Raw genomic sequence first — 16,921 nt, 5'->3', positions numbered from 1 at the left:
TGGGGCCCGATGAGTGGATTTGGAGAGGGAGATGAACGTTGCACGAAAGGTCGCGATCGCACTCGTGACCGCGACGATGAGCGTCGGACTCCTGGGGATCTCGGCTCCAGCACATGCAGACAGCTCGTGGGGGTGGCGCTCGACGCGCTGACCACCACACAAGGCTCGGTCGAGCCGGGGACCCAACTCAACCCCCCACTTGTTCGGTCCCAGCGCCATCCCCCCGGCCTGGCTCGACCACCGCAACGAGGGCAGTGACATCCAGTCACTGCCCTCGTGGCGTGTCCGGGGTCGGTCAGGCCCCGTCGGCGCCGGCCTCGCCGGCGTCGTCGTGGTCGACCTGCTCGGTCCCGGAGATGCCGAGCCGCCCGATGGTGTAGCCGAGCTGGAACCGGGTCTCCGCCTCGAACTCCTCCTTGAGGTCGGCAATGTAGCCCGCGTACGTGCGGGGGCTGACGCCGAGGCGCTTGGCCGACACCGGGTCGGAGTGGCCCTCGATGAGCATCCGCAGGGTCATCAGCCGCTGCTCGGCGGCGATGTCCTTCATGACGGCCGCCTCCCGGCTGGTGAACGGCCGGGCACGCTCCCAGGAGCGCTCGAAGACGTCGACGAGGTAGGCGACCACCGAGGGCTCGCGCACCGCGATGGCGACCTTGAGGTCGTTGGGGCTCGGGATCACCGCCACGCGGCGGTCGATGACGATCATCCGGTTGAAGAACTCGTCGAGCGTGCGCACCTCGGCGCCGCGCTCGGTGACCGCGGCGACGTACTCGCGGGTCGTGGAGTTCCGGCGGGCGCTGTGCTGGTAGAGGGTGCGCATCCGGGCGCCCCGCTCGAGCAGGGCCGTGTCGCGCAGCACCCCGTCGGAGAGCAGCCGGGGGTTGCGCCCCGACTGCGGCTGGGCCGTCAGCATCTCGTCCTCGCACTCGGAGACGAGCCCGGCGATGAACGGGGCGATCGCGTGCTCGTGGAGGTAGGTGAACGGGCCGTGCGACGAAGGCTGCGGCGCCCGCCGCCAGGCGTGGTTGAGCACGCCGAACGCCTCGGCCCACTGCGACGACTCCTCGAGCAGCTTGCTGCCCTCGGTGCTCAGCGGCGAGATCACCCGTGCCTGGACGGTGTGCGGGTCCTCGGCCACCCAGGTGTTGGTGTCGTTGTCGTGCTGGACCAGGCCCATCGCGCGCAGCTGCTCGAGGGCGGCGTGGAGCTCACCGCCGGGGAGGATGCGCGCGTCACCGTCGGCGAGGCCCCCGGACCCGACGATCTCCTCGTAGAGCTGGGTGCTGGCGGACTCGAAGAGGGCTCGATCCTGCGGACCCAGGGCCTCCACGCGCGTTCCCCTTCCGACTGTCCCCCCGTCAGAGCCGAACCTGTGGGGCCGATGATCCCACAGGTACGGCGTCGCTCGGGGTCAGCCGCCGAGACGGGCCCGCAGCCCGTCGAGCTCGGTCCACAGCACGGCCGGCAGGTCGTCACCGAACTTGTCGAACCAGTCCTGGATCTGCGGCAGCTCCGCGCGCCACTCGTCGACGTCGACGGCGAGGGCGGCGGCCAGCGCCTCCTCGCTCAGGTCGAGGCCGTCGGTGTCCAGGGCCCCCGGCGCCGGGACGTGCCCGATCGGCGTCTCGACGGCCGCGGCCTGGCCGTCGATCCGCTCGACGACCCACTTCAGCACCCGGCTGTTCTCGCCGAAGCCGGGCCAGAGGAAGTCGCCCTGGTCGTCCCGGCGGAACCAGTTGACGTAGAAGATCCGGGGCAGCTTCGCCTCGTCGTTGTCCTTGCCGACGGTGATCCAGTGGTTGAAGTAGTCGCCGGCGTTGTAGCCGATGAACGGCAGCATCGCCATCGGGTCGCGGCGCACGACGCCGACCGCCCCGACCGCGGCTGCGGTCGTCTCCGAGGAGAGCGTCGCGCCCAGGAAGGTCCCGTGCGCCCAGTCCCGGGCCTCGAAGACCAGCGGGACCGTCGTCTTGCGGCGGCCGCCGAAGAGGATCGCGTCGATCGGGACACCGCGCGGGTCGTCGTACTCCGCCGCGAGGATGTCGCACTGCTTGATCGGGGTGCAGTAGCGCGAGTTCGGGTGGCTGGAGAGGAAGTCGCTCTGCGGCGTCCACTCCTCGCCCTTCCAGGAGGTCGCCCGGGCCGGCGGGTTCTCCAGGCCCTCCCACCAGATGTCGCCGTCCTCGGTGAGCGCGACGTTGGTGAAGACCGAGTTGCCCTTGTTGATGGTGCGCATCGCGTTGGGGTTGGTGTGCTCGTTGGTGCCGGGCGCCACGCCGAAGAAGCCGTACTCCGGGTTGACCGCCCAGAGCCGGCCGTCCTCGCCGATGCGCATCCAGGCGATGTCGTCACCGAGGGTCTCGACCGTCCAGCCCGGGATCGTGGGCTGGAGCATCGCGAGGTTGGTCTTGCCGCAGGCGCTGGGGAACGCCGCGGCGACGTACTTGACCGTGCCCTCGGGCGAGGTGAGCTTGAGGATCAGCATGTGCTCGGCCAGCCAGCCCTCGTCGCGGGCCATCACCGACGCGATGCGCAGGGCGTAGCACTTCTTGCCCAGGAGCGCGTTGCCGCCGTAGCCCGAGCCGTAGGACCAGATGGCCCGCTCCTCGGGGAACTGCACGATGTACTTGGTGTCGTTGCACGGCCACGCCACGTCGGCCTGGCCCGGCTCGAGCGGGTGCCCGACCGAATGGATGCACGGCACGAAGTCCGCCTCGAGCTCGGTCATCCGCTCCAGCACCGCGGTGCCCATCCGCGCCATCACCCGCATCGACGCGGTGACGTACGCCGAGTCTGTCAGCTCGATCCCGAACATCGGCTTCTCGGCGTCCAGGTGTCCCATCACGAACGGGATCACGTACATCGTCCGGCCCCGCATCGACCCCCGGTAGAGGTCACGCATGAGGACCTTCATCTGCTCGGGGTCCATCCAGTTGTTGGTGGGGCCCGCGTCGCGCTCGTCGAGGGAGCAGATGTAGGTGCGGTCCTCGACGCGAGCGACGTCGATCGGGTCGGACGCGGCGTAGAAGGAGTTCGGCTTGATCGCCGGGTTCAGCCGGGTGAACGTCCCGGTCGCCACGAGCGCGTCGGTCAGCTCGGCCCACTCCTCGTCGGACCCGGTGCACCAGTGGATGCGGTCGGGCTGGGTGAGCTCGGCGACCTCGGCGACGAAGTCGAGGATGCCGCGGTGGGTGGTGGGGGCAGCCGTGACGGCCTGAGTGGTGCTCATGGGCGTGGTTCCTTCTCGCGCGCGGTCGCGGTGGCATCGCTCGGCGTCGTCGGCGGCGACTCTGGGTGTGCCCCGCGGAGCGGCACGACCGGCCCGACCCCGTGGGTGCGGCGACAGTAACCGGCCGAGCGCCGGGTGACACATTGGAACGATCAACGGTCGGTGCGGTGCGTCACATCCGCTCTGTTGAGCGGGATTCGGCGTCCTCCGGCGTGCTTGCTTCGGTCCTTCAGGGTCCTAACTCCACGCCGTCGTGCCGACCGGGACCTCGCCGCCCGACTCCGGATTCGGCACGGCCCGACAGGTCGGCTATCCTCGTGCAGTCGTCCGCGAGGTCGACGGGCGCCTGTAGCTCAACGGATAGAGCATCTGACTACGGATCAGAAGGTTTGGGGTTCGAATCCCTACAGGCGCGCAAGACAACCGGGCCGGTGACCTGCAGGAACGCAGGATCACCGGCCCGTAACTCTTTCGCTCGACGCACGCCTTGCTAACGAATTGCTAACGGAGCCCGTCCGCGGCGCCCCGACCTACACCGTCCGGACGGTCTCGGGGGTCCGCGCGGTGCTTTTCCCCACAGCCAGCGGCTGGTGCCGTCCCCTGGACGCGGCGCCGATCTCCTTCGGAGCGGGCCCCGGGCCGCCAGGACCTCCTGCCGGAGCGATCGGTCGTGGAAATCACTGCGAATTCCCTTGGACGTCTGTTTGCGCAGGTCAGGGGCTAATTGGCATCGCTCGTAGCCTTGGTGTCTGACGACGATCGGTCCTTGACGGGTCTTCCTGCGCCGATCGGGAGGGGGCGGTGTCAGTGGGGGCCGAGACCCTGCCGGCATGTCATTGATCGCGCAGCCGTGTGCGTCCCTAACCGGTGACGAATCGGTCAGCACTTGTTCTGTACCGGGCAACTCGTCATTTGGACACGACCGCCAGCCTGGGTGGCCCCGGTGTCTTAGGCACTCTGGCTGGATCGTGTTGCGGAGTGGCCTGCGGGTGCCGGCGCGGTGCGACCGCGTGAATTGCTATGCCTGCGTGGTCCCGGTTGCTATCCAGACTGGTGAAGCGATCGCGATGGCGCAGCCGACCCAAGCGCTCGCCGTGACGGGCCTCCCCGAACACGACGGCGAGGTGCGGCGAATCATGGCTGACATCCGGCGCCGCCTCGTTCGCCGCGGATACTCCGGGGCGTGGGCCTATCACATCGAGCCCAACCCAGGTGATTCGGGCAGGTCCCACTGTCACGTGTGGTGGCGCGGGACTCGACTGAGGACCGGAGTGCTCAGCGAGGTGGCAGTCAAGAGTGGCGCGGGCTTCCAAGTGCACGTCAAGGATGCTTTCGCAATTGTCGCCGGCCAGGGTCAACCAACGATCGACTATGGCCTGAAGTTGATCCTGAGGAACCGCCCGGCCTCCCCGGAAGCTCTCTGGCCAGGCGCTCAGGCTTACCTCGAGCGCAACGGCGGGCGCCTAGTCCACTCGAGCCACGGCTTCTGGCGGGACTGGCTGATGCAACCTGTCGAGGGCGGGGTGGTGAAAGCCCGCGGGATCGCTTACCGGTGGAGCGGCCCGATCGATGCTGCGATCACCATTCGGTCGCTCCCAAGTACTTCTCCGGGCGAGCTGCTGGTCTGCAGCCAGGACGAACCGCATGGGCACCTTCTGTGATGTTCGGAGTTGCGGTCACGCAGGACTCACGCCGAGGCCTGCGACGAAAATCCTTCCCTTCTCAGGCTGCACCCCTTCTACTGCCTCATGCCCGGTGGAAGTGCACCGCGAGGGGAGGTAGTTGTGGCCGGCAATAGCGCGATGAGGAACGGGATCATCAAGCGCGGATCGACGTATTCGTACGTCGTCCGTGAGCTGGATCCGTCCACCGGACGATCCCGGCAGCGGTGGAAGGGCGGGTTCAAGACTCATGCCGAAGCGGCGACCGCTCGCGATGAGGCGCGCGTGGCTGCTCGCCGCGGCGAGTCCGTCGGCGGCGCCCGTCAGACGCTGACCGACTACCTCCACCACTGGTTGGACCAGCTAGACGTCAAGCCCAAGACCAAGGCGAGCTACGCCTACAACGTGGATCACTACATCGTCCCGCGGATCGGTGGTCTGATGATCCAGGATCTGCGTCCGGTGACGCTCACCCGCTTCTACAGCGACCTCCGAGCGACTGGTGGCCGGGACGGGAACGAGCTCGGGTTCGGATCGGTTCAGGCCGTGCATCGCACGCTCAGCAGCGCCCTCGCGACAGCCGCCCGGCTCCAGCTGATCTACACCAATCCAGCCGAACGAGCCCAGCTTCCGCCTCGCCCGCGCGCTACAACGCGGCGGGAACGTACCGACGAGGAGCTGCGCGTACTCACCCCCAGCCAATTGAGCCAGTTCCTGTCGAGCGCGGCCGGGCACCGGCTGAGCGGTCTGTACTGGCTAGCTGCCTACACCGGTGCGCGGCGCGGCGAGCTACTCCATCTCCGGTGGGAGGACATCGACCTCGAACGCGGGCGCATCCACATCTACGGATCGCGCACCACCGCGGGGGCCCACATCGTCGAAGGCACTCCCAAGGGCGGTCGGTCTCGCACCGTCAGCATCGACGCCGCAACCGTGGCTGTCCTCCGGGACCACCGCGCCCGCCAGGCCGAGGATCGGCTGCGAGCAGGGCCCGCCTGGCGCGAGGACGGTGACTACGTGTTCCGCACCGTCCTCGGCTTACCGATCCACCCCGATACCCCGTCTAGGTTGATGCGCGAGCGGTGCGAGGCCGCCGCAGTCCCCCGAATCAGATTTCACGACCTCCGCCACACCCACGCCACAATCCTGCTCTCAGCTGGTGTGCCGGTCCACGAGGTCGCCGACAGGCTCGGCCACGCGGACGCCACGATCACCTTGAAGGTCTACGCGAAGGTCCTTCGTGATCGAGCCAACGGTCTCGGCGATGTCTTCGCGTCAGCGATGGGCAGCCATGGCTAGACACCCAGGGTCGGGTCGAGCGAAGCAGGCCAGAGGCGACCCGACGGACGATCCTGTGTTTTCTGTGGTCGCCTTTCGCGCGCGTGTGCGTTGCCAGCGTGGCCAGGTTGCCCGCTGACTGGCCGTCTCCGTGTCGCTCTCGACCTTCGGGGTGCTCGCCCGTGCCCCGGAGTCCGCCCAGACTGCGCGCTCGGGTGGAGGGCGACTGGGGTTGAAACGGTGAGCCTCCGAAAAGCAGTTTTCGGTGTCGGACGTCGTCGTCGGTGGCTCTTCTGCCTCGCGGAGGTCCGGAGCGGTTCAGCCCGCGACGTTGAAGTACCTGGAGAGGTATACCGATCTGCGCCGGTGGGGAGGTGCCTCGCTGGTGGAAGGAGAACAGTCATGACGAGCCAAGGACGGCGAGGACATCTCGCACCTGTCCCTGATCCACCCGGGGGTTGGCCCAGTGCACCCGTGAGTGGATCTGACGACGCGGGGGACTCCATCGAGGTCGAACGGAGGAATTTCGAGCAGATCCCCCATGCGCTCTGGTTGGGCGGCCCGAAGAGCGGCGTGACGGGAGATCCCACGTCAGCAGTCTCCGATCGCGCTGTCGTGATGTACCTCGCGCTCTCCAAGCGAGGCAGCCATCGAAACAGTGGCGTTCCCAAGCGCGCAACTCTGGCCGCGGACATTGGGAAGTCGGTTCGCACGGTGGACGCGGCCCTGGACGAACTGGTCGAGAAGGGTTGGCTGCTTCCGCCGACTTTGGTCAGCTTCGTCGGATCTGACGGCGTCCCAGGCTCCAACGGAGACGGACATCGTTGACACAGCAGCCGAGGTGGTCTTCCAAGACACGCTCCAGCGGGATTCCATCAAAGGCATGTGGCGGACGCATAGCGGTGACGCTCACGGGCTCCCTTGGCCTATGTTCACCCGCTCGTCGACGCGGGCCAGGCCCGCGGGACGAGTTGCCGGATATCCCAACCGCATGGCTGAGTACACCTCTGGCGGAGATCTGTGGGAGATCGCTGAGTCCTTCAGCGCGTGTTTCCGGCTCGCCCGCCGCGGGTGGAGTCTGTTCGATCAGCGTTGCGAGGGCGCAGAGTGATTTGGTCGCGGACCATTGCGCGGCAGGACACTGGCCGCTGTCGCGGCGAAGGGACGCCTCGGCCCTGAGCCAGTTGCTAGGGAGTCGAACCCGTTTCGCTCGTGGAGTCGAGCGCCTGGTACGGCCGGCGAAGGCTTCCCAAGAAGGCGGCTATCTCCGATGAAGCGTTGGTTCGGTCGCGTGCCAGAGTCCCGTGGTATGGAGATTCGGAGTGCGCCGCATGGCTCATAAGATGGCGTCGTGCTGGACGTGCCGAAGCAATTGCCTGACGACGAGTTCGCATTGGTTGAGAACCGTGACGTCGCACCGAAGGTCGCGCGGCAGGATCTAGACGGACTTGTGCATGACCTCAGGTATGCAGTCGTCGAATCTCTTCCAGCACTCATTCAGCTCGTCGGATATCTCAAGTACAAGTACTCGATTGGCAACGTTTTGCTACGCGGGCAGACGTCGTTGTACCCAAGGCTCAGCCCGAGCTTGTTTCGTCCGGACCCCAGGTCTCCGAATATGAACCGCAAGAACCGAGCCCGGATCATTGGATCGCTCGTGGCACGATCCGCAACTTGGACCTGCGATCACAGGCATCATCGCGCAGCGATGTGCCCGGAGAAGGTGGCTCAACCACGACGAAGCGAAGTGCAGCTGATCGCCTCAGGAACCCCTCGTTACGCCGTTGAACCGCTTCTTCAGCACTACGGAATCCGGACGCGCTGGCTGGATGTCGTCGACAACCTCTGGGTAGCCCTCTGGTTCGCGTGCCATCGCTTCGTGACAGTCGAGGAGACGTTCCAGCATGTTGTGCGAAGGGTGCCCGAAGCAGAGGCCGAAGAGGACCGCTTCGCGTACCTCTTGGTCGTACTGCTTATGGACGCGGCGCCAGAAGTTCAGCCCGGCCTCTTTCGGTCCGCGGCCGCGGGCACCGTCGTAGATCTGAGACGCGCAGTCCCATCCTTCTACCTGCGTCCGCACGCACAGCATGGTTTGCTCGTGCATCCGTTCGACGACGACGCGTCAAACCTGACCGTGGTTCCAATCAAGATTCGGCTTCGCCAAGCACTCGAATGGCTTGGCGATAGCCTCCTCCTCAGCGATTACGGCCTGTTCCCCCCAGCCACGGTCGACGTCGGCTATCGCAAGTTGCTTCGCGCCAGCGCCGAGTACAACATCTCACCCACGTTGGGACGGGTTGTGGCGATGGGACCTGGCTACTAGCTTCCCGTTGCACGGCTGCGCCGTAGTCGGCCGAGTTGTCGTGGCGTCTCGGGCTCGGCACTAGTCGGCGCAAGTCGGCGCCCACCACTACCGACTGCCGTTGCAGCGATTTCGCGGCCGACTGGGTCAACCGCCTCGCGGGAGTTAGGGGTATCAGTGACCGAGCGAAGACCGTCCCTCACTCGCTTGTGGCTGGAGGGTGAATCGCTACCAGGTCCTCGACGCCACCCTGATTCACGACATCCTGGGCAAGCGTCCAGACCTGTTCTTGAAATCCGTCAAAGTCGACATCAGTGCGGACCGTCGTCACGACCGGCGAGTATCGGTACAGCGGAATCGAGCGATCCGTCGTGGGATAGCCGGAGGAGTCAGTCGCAGCGATCACTAGGGGTTGCAGAAGCGCACCGGCCCACTCGATCCCAACACGCACGTCGTAGTCGCCCCCTCCGAAGTGAGTGCTCGCCTGGCGCAACAAGGCCATGAAGTCGCCGATGGAGTACTCAAGCCTCCGCGACAGCACCTGCCACGCTGGATCACTTGAATTGACGCCCCGCGTCGCACCCATCGCGGAAGCAAGACTTATGGAGCCGTCGTCGTGCACGGTCGCCCATGCCGACTTCCAGACCTCGGCGGAATCATGCGCAACGTCGCTCGGTGCGACCCAGCGCCGAAGTCCCGGACGGGGGTTGTGGAGGTCCATACTCTCAAGAGGGTGTACGCCGCCGGTGGCGCAATGCGCCGGGGCGTGCTGTCGCGCGTTCTGCAGGATCTTTCGAGCTTCGCCGCGCCCCATCCGTTCGTAGGTGGCCGTCAAACGCGGTCGTGCGACGCCGTACATCCAAGCCCTGTCCGACGACGCCGGCCCGGCGGAGATCTCGTCGTACAGATTGACAAGCGCGTGTTCGGCCGTCCGTCGTTCGTCGAATCGGGCGCGGTACGCCGCCTCCAGTTGTCGCTCGCCCATCCATTCGGTGTCGGCGTGGTTGCGGTAGGGAGCTAGAAACGCGTCGTTCTTCCAAATCAGGTGCGGTCCATCCACGCTTAGCGGCACGACAACAACGAGCGCACGACACATGGGGTCTCCGACTTGGTGGACTCCGAGCCCGAGGACAGGCGGCTGGATGCTGCTCGAGGCGACCTTTCGCAACGTCCGCTCATAGTTCTCGCCGAAGTCGCCGGCGTCGACACGCTCAGTCGCAACCCGCTGCTGCTCCTCGACGCCATACACGATGACACCGCCCCCCGAGTTTGCCATTGCGGCGACGTCCTTCGGAAAGTCGCTGTTCTTCAACTCCTTCTCGGGAGGGAGCGCTGACTTCCAGTCCAGATGGTCCGACTCGGCGACCCCTGCATCTACTGCCTCGTCCACCAACTCGTCGGTGATGTGTGAGCGATCGCGTCCCAGAGCCTGGTGAAGGGCCGTGAAGTACATGGAGGAACCGTAGCCGCGTGTGATCTTGGGTACTGGACCCAGGCGATTCCGGTAGGCCGTGGTCGGCGCAGGACAAGACACCGTGCTTAGAGCGACGTCAGTCCGACCGAGGCGCAGTTTCGACGCTTGCCTTCGAGACGCTCTACTGCTGAAGCCTGAGGCCGAGCCGCTGATAGACGGGGAAGGGCTGGGCGCAGTCGATGCCGAATGCTCGGCACACATCGGGGATCTTGATCCTGCTGCGGCTTTCTGGTGCAGAGACTTCACGTGTCACAACGGTGAGGCCGGCTGCGTGAGCCTCGGCGATGAGCCAGTAGTCGCAGCTGTCGAGAAACTCATCGATGGCTGCCTGCTTGTACGCGCGTGCCGGGTCTGTGGCCCAGGTCGACAGTTCTGCGGCTGCACGCAGGGTGTCTGGCGTAACTGGTCGCCAGAAGCAGTCGGGCACCGTGTTCCTGGCCCAGTCCACGAGTTCGCCTTCGCCGTTGGCGATCTCCTCTTGAACGGCCGGCACCGAGGCGATGCGATCGCGCATGGGGTCTCCAATCAGCCATGCCCAGAAGCCCGGCGCCACCTCAGGGTGGTAGTAAAGGCGGGCTGCCTCCATAAAGGTGTTGCTGTCGAAGAGGTAGGTCATGCGATGCCCATCCGGGTCGCGTAGGCATCAAAGCTGCTCAGGGATCGTAGGGACGTGAGACGGATCGCGTCGCTGAGCGGAGTCCGTCCACTTAGGGCGTCGCTAACGATGGCCCGAGAAAACCTCTCGCCGATGCGGAACGGCTGGTTGGCGTAGAAGTCACCACCTCCGCTTGTGCGTTCATCAGCCAACTCGCGGAGCCGCTTCACCTCCTGGTCGTAGGTGACGTCGAAGTCGCGGAACCTCCGCAGGTCATGACGGCGCAGCGCTTGGAGCACGACGAGAGTGCCGCAGCGGTAGCGCGAAGCGAGCGCGTCGAGCTGCTCCGGCAGCGGACGGTCTGCGACCCGACTCGCTTGCGTGACGATGTCGGATCCGGGCACGAGGAATTCGGACGCGACAGCATTGCACCAGCGCTCGATCTCCCCTTGAGGCTCCCACTTTGGGTCCTCAAGGCTGATGCCGCTGCGCCCAAGCCAGACGTGTGCGAACTCGTGTCCGAGCGTGAAAATCTGTCCGTTAAGTGTCTGATTAGTGTTGACGAACACCAACGGGGCGACCTCGTCGACGAGGCAGAATCCGCGAAATTCGTCGGGATCCAGCAGCCGATGGGTGTTGTTCTCCACCATGCTGGTGGCGACGGTTAGACCACCGAGACCCTCAAAGGCTCGCAGCAGGTGCTTGCGAACGTCGTTCCAGGTTCCTCGTCTGTCACTGACTTCGAATTCGAGTTGCTGCCGCATATCGGCGGCAGCCCGGTCAGGCGTGAGGTCCCGGGCGGAGCCGACCACATCAACCTCACGAAGGCCGGTGTCCTTTGCGTAGTCGCGGTACCAGTCCTGCCGCCGGATGCTCTGGTGGACAACTGCTAACAGGTCAGAAGACGGGTCTTGAAGATCACCTGCGTGCCCCTCCCGGAAGTCCGGCACCGGCAGTTCAAGCGCGGGAGGCCGTTCGAGCAGCAAGTAGCCAAATGGGACACCAGCGGTTCGGGCAAGCTGCTGGGCTTGGCGCATCGTTGGTGCGGCCTCGCCGCTTAGCCAAGCGCCCCACCGAGCGTACCTGTTGCTGAACTCGGCGGGGTCCTTGCCGGAGCGGTCAACCAGCCAATCAAGCACGGCGGGAGAGATGGGGACATGGACGGTCGCAACCACCGCGCTCTCCCTCTCTGTGAACAGACGAAAGGATCTTAGCTGCGCCATCCCCCAAGCTCGGGCGTTGCTGAACGCAACCCCCCGACCCTTCTCGACACCGCGCTCGAGACACCGAATGCGGACGCCGGGAGTGGACGCGAGTGCTCGCTCGAGTCGGGTCCCGTTCGTCTGGCGCCTCCTGTATGAGCGTCATAGTGGGCGGCATGGGGTGGATGGGTCCGGGGTGTGGTGCGGCCAGTCGACCGCCTTTGTAGCAATCGGAAGGTCACGCGAGATCTTGGCGCTTGCCAGGCGGCCCCCTACGCGCTGCTGCTAACGGATTGCTACCTCCCGCGGGGATAGAAGTCTGGCCAGCTGTGAATGGATCGCAGAAGGGTCTAGCCACTCCCTCGGACCTACAAACCCTTCGACCTGGCGGCGCCCCGCTGAGTGGTGGGCTTTGAGGTGATCCTCGGTGCCTACTCGCCGCTGTCGATCGCGGCGATGGGTCCAGTATCGCTGTCGGGGTAGAGCAGCGCCATGGATCCTTCGGAGAGATAGCGGCGATCGCCGGCTTGCCACTCGTCGTGCATGTCGGCCAGGACAGCCCCGACGAGCCGGATCACGGCGGCGGGGTTGGGGAAGATCCCGACCACCCGTGAGCGGCGCTTGATCTCCTTGTTGACCCGCTCGAGGGGGTTGGTCGACCAGATCTTCTGCCAGTGCGCCCGCGGGAACGCGGTGAAGGCGGTGACCTCGGCCTTCGCGTCGTCCATCAGCGGTCCGATCTTGGGGAAGCTCTTGGCGAGCTGGTCGCGGACCTCGTCCCAGGTCGCACTGACCGCGGCGGCGTCGGGTTGGGCGAAGATCGTGCGGAACACCGCGGCGACCATGTCGCCGTGCGACTTGGGGACGTGGGCGAGGAGGTTGCGGGCGAAGTGCACCCGGCAGCGCTGGTGCCCGGCGCCCTGGAAGGACCGCTTCAATGCCTTGACGAGGCCGGCGTGCTGATCGCTGATGACCAGTCGCACCCCGTGCAGGCCGCGCTGCTTCAGAGCGGTGAGGAAGCCGCGCCAGAACGTCTCGTCCTCGCTGTCGCCGACGTCGACGCCGAGGACCTCCCGGGAGCCGTCCGCGGCGATCCCGGTCGCCACGACCACGGCCATCGAGGTCACCTGGCCGGTGGCGTTGCGGACGTTGAGGTAGGTCGCGTCGAGGTAGACGTAGGGGAACTCGGTGTGCTCCAGGGTCCGGGTGCGGAACGCACCAACCTGCTCGTCGAGCGCGGCGCAGATCCGGGAGACCTCGGACTTGGAGATCCCGGCATCGGCGCCCATCGCCTCGACCAGATCATCGACCGAGCGAGTGCTGACGCCGTGGACGTAGGCCTCCATCACCACCGCGTACAGCGCCTGGTCGATGCGGCGGCGGGGTTCGAGGATGACCGGGAAGAACGAGCCCTTGCGGAGCTTGGGGATCCTCAGCTCGACATCACCGGCCTTCGTCGTGAGCAGCCGGGGACGGTGCCCGTTGCGCTCGGCGGCACGCTCCGGGGTGCGCTCATACGGTGCGGCGCCGATCCGCTCGGTGGCTTCGAGCTCGATCATCTCCTGCAACGCGACGCGGACCGAGTCACGGATCAGATCCACGCCATCACCGGCACGGAACGCCTCGAGCAACTCAGACAGGGCAGACTGGGGTAGGGCCATCGGTGGACTCCTCTTCGATGTGTGCTTGGCCGTTCACACCGAAGATCTCGCCGATGGCCCCTCTACTCCCGGAGCCCCGCCGATCCACCCCAAACCCCACCACACCACGGGACGCTCACCTTCGACCTTGTCTGCCGATGCGCCCGACGGGTTAAGGTGGGAACGCCTTGAAAGTCGCCCACTAAGGGCATGCCGTCCTTGCCAAGCTGTCGCAAACGACTCTTCAGCCGCGGTCTCGAGCCGGGGTGGGGCCAGCCTGCAAATGCGGTCACATCGATGAGTGCGGGCACACGACGCTTGACGACCGGCCCACTGCCGCGTTCGGCCGGTCGCGAGCCGGCGCCAGCACGTTGCCGCTCGCTGGTGCCCGCGCGGCGGCTCCCCGAATTCCGCATTTCCGTGGGAGTTTGAAGCGCGCGTACGGTCTCGTGGACCGCTCTGCGGGGCGGAGACGTCGCCCGTGAGGTCGGGCTGGCTGGCCATGCGTCACGTCTTCGGTTGATGTCCCGTGTGGGTGGCAGACGAGTGACCGGTAACGAGACCGGCCTGACTGGTTGGCTCTGCCGGTGGGCGAAGGATGTGGAGTCGAACGCCCACCGGCAGCGCCCGAACACTAGAGGCTTCCTCCGCGGTGACCGGCGAGTAAGCGACGCACGCCACACCGGCAGACCTACCCGACGGCTTCCTAGCGTCCGGCCTAGTGACGGGTGGTTACTCGCCGTAGGTGCGGCGTAGGCGTTCGGCACTGACGCTGTCCCGCGAGGTTGCGGCTTGACTGGAGGTTGTCCGCCCGACGTCCGGGCCGTACCACCTACCCCCCCGGGGCTAGTCAGCCTCCGCAGAGGATCGCGCTTGCTCCCGACACGCAATCGATCTTCGGGCATCTCTTGGGGCTGTGCTGCTCGTCCGCGGAGGATGCAAGGCTCAATGCCAAGTACTCGAACTCATCCCGCAGGCCGCGACAGTGTGGGGTCGCCAGGTGCCGCGAAGTATCCGTCCGTGACCCACCAACGCAGCACGATCAACTTGCGAGTCGTGATCCTCCAATTGCCATCGCGGGAACGCTGGGCTGAGTCGGTGTACTCGATCGGAGCGAGGAGCATGCGCCCGTCCGCCAGCCAGTGAGTCGAGTTGATGTAACTAGTGACGATGGCCGCGTCACGATCGACGAAACGCGGCCTGATATTGCCCACGAGATGGTAGGTGCCGACGTAGCCGTACTGATGAAAGTACGCTCGAACCCACCGGGCAAATGCCAGGGGCCCCTCGGAAGGCGCATGCGTCGCCTCGCTATCCGGGCCGTCGAAGTACAGGGTGACCTGCGCTGTCGGCGTCATGCATTCGTTGAACAGCTCAGTCGCACGCTGAACGGCCGGATCGTTCGCTTGGGGCTCGCTCGGAGCCGAGCCGATCGTGTCAACGGCCTCGGCGTACCTGTGCAGCATCTCGCTGATCTCGAAGCGATCTGAGCATCGGTCTTCAGTGTCCACGGCGCGATCCTCTTCTGTGACGTCGGCGAAACGACGCTAGAGGGCCGCTCTGAAGCCGGGAATGCCAGATTTGTGCAGATCTTTGCTCATTCGGACCGAATCGATCCATCGGAATCAGTCGTCTGCGCCGTTCGATAGCGGCCGGGAGGAACGCCATAGGCTCGCGAGAAGGCGCGGTTGAAGGCGAACTCCGAGGTATAACCGACAGATCGCGCCACCGCCCCCACTGAACATCTCTCCGACCGAAGTCGCTGCGCGGCCACGGTCATGCGCCATCCAGCCAAGTACCCCGCTGGCGTCTGGCCGACCTCGGACTTGAAGCGCCGGGCAAGGGTCGCCGACGACACACCGACACGACGCGACAGCTCAGCAGTCGTCCACCCATGGCTCGGATCCCTATGGAGCTCGGTTAGAGCTGCCGAGGTCGTGGCGTCCCGAAGGCCTCGAAACCAGGAAGGAGGCTCCTTCGCGGGGTCGACATTGCTCAGATGAGCTCGAAGCAGATGGATCAGCAGGATGTCCACCGTCCTATCCAAGACGACACGTCTACCGGCGGCCGGCATCGCCATCTCATCTCCGAGCATCCGGACGGTCGCGGACAGGCTCGAGGTGGCGACCGCGCCCGGCACGTGAAGCACCTCTGGAAGTAGAGCGAATGGCGATAGTCGCTGCGGACCGTCGTGTTGGTAGGAGGCGCACAGCACGCGCGTGGTCGTTGGTCCCGCCCCGGCCCGCAACTCCAACCCCGCGTTGAGCGCTTCCTCGGCGGAGGCGTGGTCGAAGAGCTCGGTCGGAGAGCTGGCGCCGCTCGCGATCGTATGTGCGGTGCCCCGTGGCAAGAGGACGAGGTCTCCGGGTTGCAGGTGAATCGTCGGCCCGTCCGCCACTCGCAGCCACATCGTTCCCGCCGTGACTGCGTGGAAGGCGGCTCGCGGCACGAGTGGAAGCTCGAGGCCCCACGGTTCGCCGGCCGCAAGGCTGGCCGCGATCGAACCTCTCACCGATGCCATCGTCAGAACATCCGTCAGAGGGTCCATGCCCAGACTGTACTGAAATCGTCAGTTCTGCGGTTACATCGACTATCTGAGACAAAGGAATGCCAATTTTGCGCATGGAAATGATGGAGCGTGGTGCCTAGCGTCATGACGTCATCGATTCTTCGCTCGATTGGAAAGTGATGAAACTGCAAGGACAGACCGCCCTCGTCACTGGCGCGAACCGGGGGCTGGGGGCGCACCTAGTCCAGGAGTTGCTGGCCGCCGGGGTTCTGAAGTTGTATGCCACCGCCAGGGACGCACGTACCCTCGCCGAGGTTGCCCGAGCGGACTCTCGAGTGGTGGCGCTCGACCTCGATGTCGTCGATCCGGAAAGTGTTGCGGCAGCCGTGCAGGCGGCGCCCGACGTGACAGTCCTCGTCAACAACGCCGGCGTGCTTGCATTCGGAGACGTCCTGACCGGTGATGTGGAGGGCTTTCAGCGCGACATGGCTACGAACTACTTCGGCACGCTCAACATGTGCCGCGCGTTCGTTCCATTGCTCGAGCGGAACGGTCCCGGCGCAATTGCGAACGTTCTCACCCTGATCGCCCTTGCGCCGGTGGCTCCTATGGCCGGCTATTGCGCATCGAAGGCTGCTGCCCACTCGATGACTCAGGCGCTTCGGGCGGCAGTCGCGACTAGGGGAATCGAGGTCCTAGGCGCCTATCCCGGCGGTATCGACACGGACATGCTGGCGGGAGTCGACGCCGACAAGGCAGCGCCTGCAGTGGTCGCGTCTCGCATCATCGCAGCGCTCAACGACGGAGAAAGCCTCGTGTTCCCTGACGACGCTTCGGCCGGTGCAGGCGCGGTGTACCTGTCGGATCCCGTCGCGCTCGAGCGATTGCTCGCTGGCTGACCTCGGCCGATCTTCCCGAGCTCTCGGCTCGCGTCGGTGGGACTCGGTCGACGATCTGCGACGAGCTAAAGGCGAGGCCCCTTCAGTTCGGTGTCGTCCGGCTCTGAAGGGGCCCGTCTCGTTCACTGCAGG

13 protein-coding genes and 1 tRNA gene are annotated in these 16,921 nt (G+C 65.8%); 6 read left to right on the top strand and 8 right to left on the bottom strand.

From position 1 onward, the window contains the following. Positions 1–295: 295 nt before the first annotated feature. Both ACILRH_RS00135 and ACILRH_RS00130 read right to left on the bottom strand, forming a co-directional pair. Positions 296–1,330, bottom strand: a complete 1,035-nt coding sequence (locus ACILRH_RS00135; RefSeq protein WP_395690099.1) for a LuxR family transcriptional regulator — start codon at positions 1,328–1,330, stop codon at positions 296–298. 81 nt (positions 1,331–1,411) lie between these two features. Continuing rightward, complete coding sequence (locus tag ACILRH_RS00130; RefSeq protein ID WP_395690098.1) at positions 1,412–3,229, bottom strand: phosphoenolpyruvate carboxykinase (GTP); 1,818 nt, start codon at positions 3,227–3,229, stop codon at positions 1,412–1,414. A gap of 342 nt (positions 3,230–3,571) precedes the next feature. On the opposite strand from ACILRH_RS00130, the gene ACILRH_RS00125 reads away from it, so the two are divergent. The 5 genes from ACILRH_RS00125 (at position 3,572) to ACILRH_RS00105 (ending at position 8,491) form a co-directional block, all read left to right on the top strand. Next, positions 3,572–3,644 (top strand) — tRNA-Arg (locus ACILRH_RS00125). An 856-nt stretch (positions 3,645–4,500) separates the two neighbouring features. Continuing rightward, the gene (locus ACILRH_RS00120) at positions 4,501–4,890 is read left to right on the top strand and encodes a hypothetical protein (RefSeq protein ID WP_395690097.1); all 390 of its coding nucleotides are present in this window, start codon (positions 4,501–4,503) and stop codon (positions 4,888–4,890) included. Positions 4,891–5,031: 141 nt separating this feature from the next. Beyond that, positions 5,032–6,189 (top strand): tyrosine-type recombinase/integrase, encoded by a 1,158-nt coding sequence (locus tag ACILRH_RS00115; RefSeq protein WP_395690096.1) that lies wholly within the window; start codon positions 5,032–5,034, stop codon positions 6,187–6,189. A gap of 453 nt (positions 6,190–6,642) precedes the next feature. Then, entirely contained in the window at positions 6,643–6,996 is a 354-nt protein-coding gene (locus tag ACILRH_RS00110; protein WP_395690095.1) for a helix-turn-helix domain-containing protein, read from the top strand. A gap of 523 nt (positions 6,997–7,519) precedes the next feature. Further along, entirely contained in the window at positions 7,520–8,491 is a 972-nt protein-coding gene (locus ACILRH_RS00105; RefSeq protein WP_395690094.1) for an FRG domain-containing protein, read from the top strand. A gap of 178 nt (positions 8,492–8,669) precedes the next feature. Here ACILRH_RS00105 and ACILRH_RS00100 read toward each other — a convergent pair whose 3' ends face one another. The 6 genes from ACILRH_RS00100 to ACILRH_RS00075 all read right to left on the bottom strand — a co-directional run bounded on the left by ACILRH_RS00100 (position 8,670) and on the right by ACILRH_RS00075 (position 15,929). Further along, entirely contained in the window at positions 8,670–9,923 is a 1,254-nt protein-coding gene (locus ACILRH_RS00100; RefSeq protein WP_395690093.1) for an RNA-binding domain-containing protein, read from the bottom strand. Between the two features lie 142 nt (positions 9,924–10,065). Then, positions 10,066–10,560 (bottom strand): DUF4411 family protein, encoded by a 495-nt coding sequence (locus ACILRH_RS00095; RefSeq protein ID WP_395690092.1) that lies wholly within the window; start codon positions 10,558–10,560, stop codon positions 10,066–10,068. Then, positions 10,557–11,714: an ImmA/IrrE family metallo-endopeptidase gene (locus ACILRH_RS00090; protein WP_395690091.1), complete on the bottom strand. Its 1,158-nt coding sequence runs from the start codon at positions 11,712–11,714 to the stop codon at positions 10,557–10,559. Before ACILRH_RS00090 ends, ACILRH_RS00095 begins: the two co-directional genes overlap by 4 nt. Positions 11,715–12,172: 458 nt before the next feature. Further along, positions 12,173–13,402: an IS256 family transposase gene (locus ACILRH_RS00085; protein ID WP_395690090.1), complete on the bottom strand. Its 1,230-nt coding sequence runs from the start codon at positions 13,400–13,402 to the stop codon at positions 12,173–12,175. 944 nt (positions 13,403–14,346) lie between these two features. Continuing rightward, positions 14,347–14,892, bottom strand: coding sequence for a nuclear transport factor 2 family protein (locus ACILRH_RS00080; RefSeq protein WP_395690089.1), 546 nt, complete (start codon positions 14,890–14,892; stop codon positions 14,347–14,349). A gap of 86 nt (positions 14,893–14,978) precedes the next feature. Further along, complete coding sequence (locus ACILRH_RS00075) at positions 14,979–15,929, bottom strand: AraC family transcriptional regulator (protein ID WP_395690088.1); 951 nt, start codon at positions 15,927–15,929, stop codon at positions 14,979–14,981. 140 nt (positions 15,930–16,069) lie between these two features. Here ACILRH_RS00075 and ACILRH_RS00070 point away from each other — a divergent pair, with 140 nt between their 5' ends. Then, entirely contained in the window at positions 16,070–16,789 is a 720-nt protein-coding gene (locus ACILRH_RS00070) for an SDR family oxidoreductase (protein WP_395691192.1), read from the top strand. The last annotated feature ends 132 nt before the right edge of the window (positions 16,790–16,921 follow it).

Origin of the sequence: Nocardioides sp. (assembly GCF_044226765.1) — a bacterium.
In the GTDB taxonomy this organism is placed as follows: domain Bacteria; phylum Actinomycetota; class Actinomycetes; order Propionibacteriales; family Nocardioidaceae; genus Nocardioides.
This window is presented reverse-complemented; position numbering and strand designations above follow the sequence as displayed.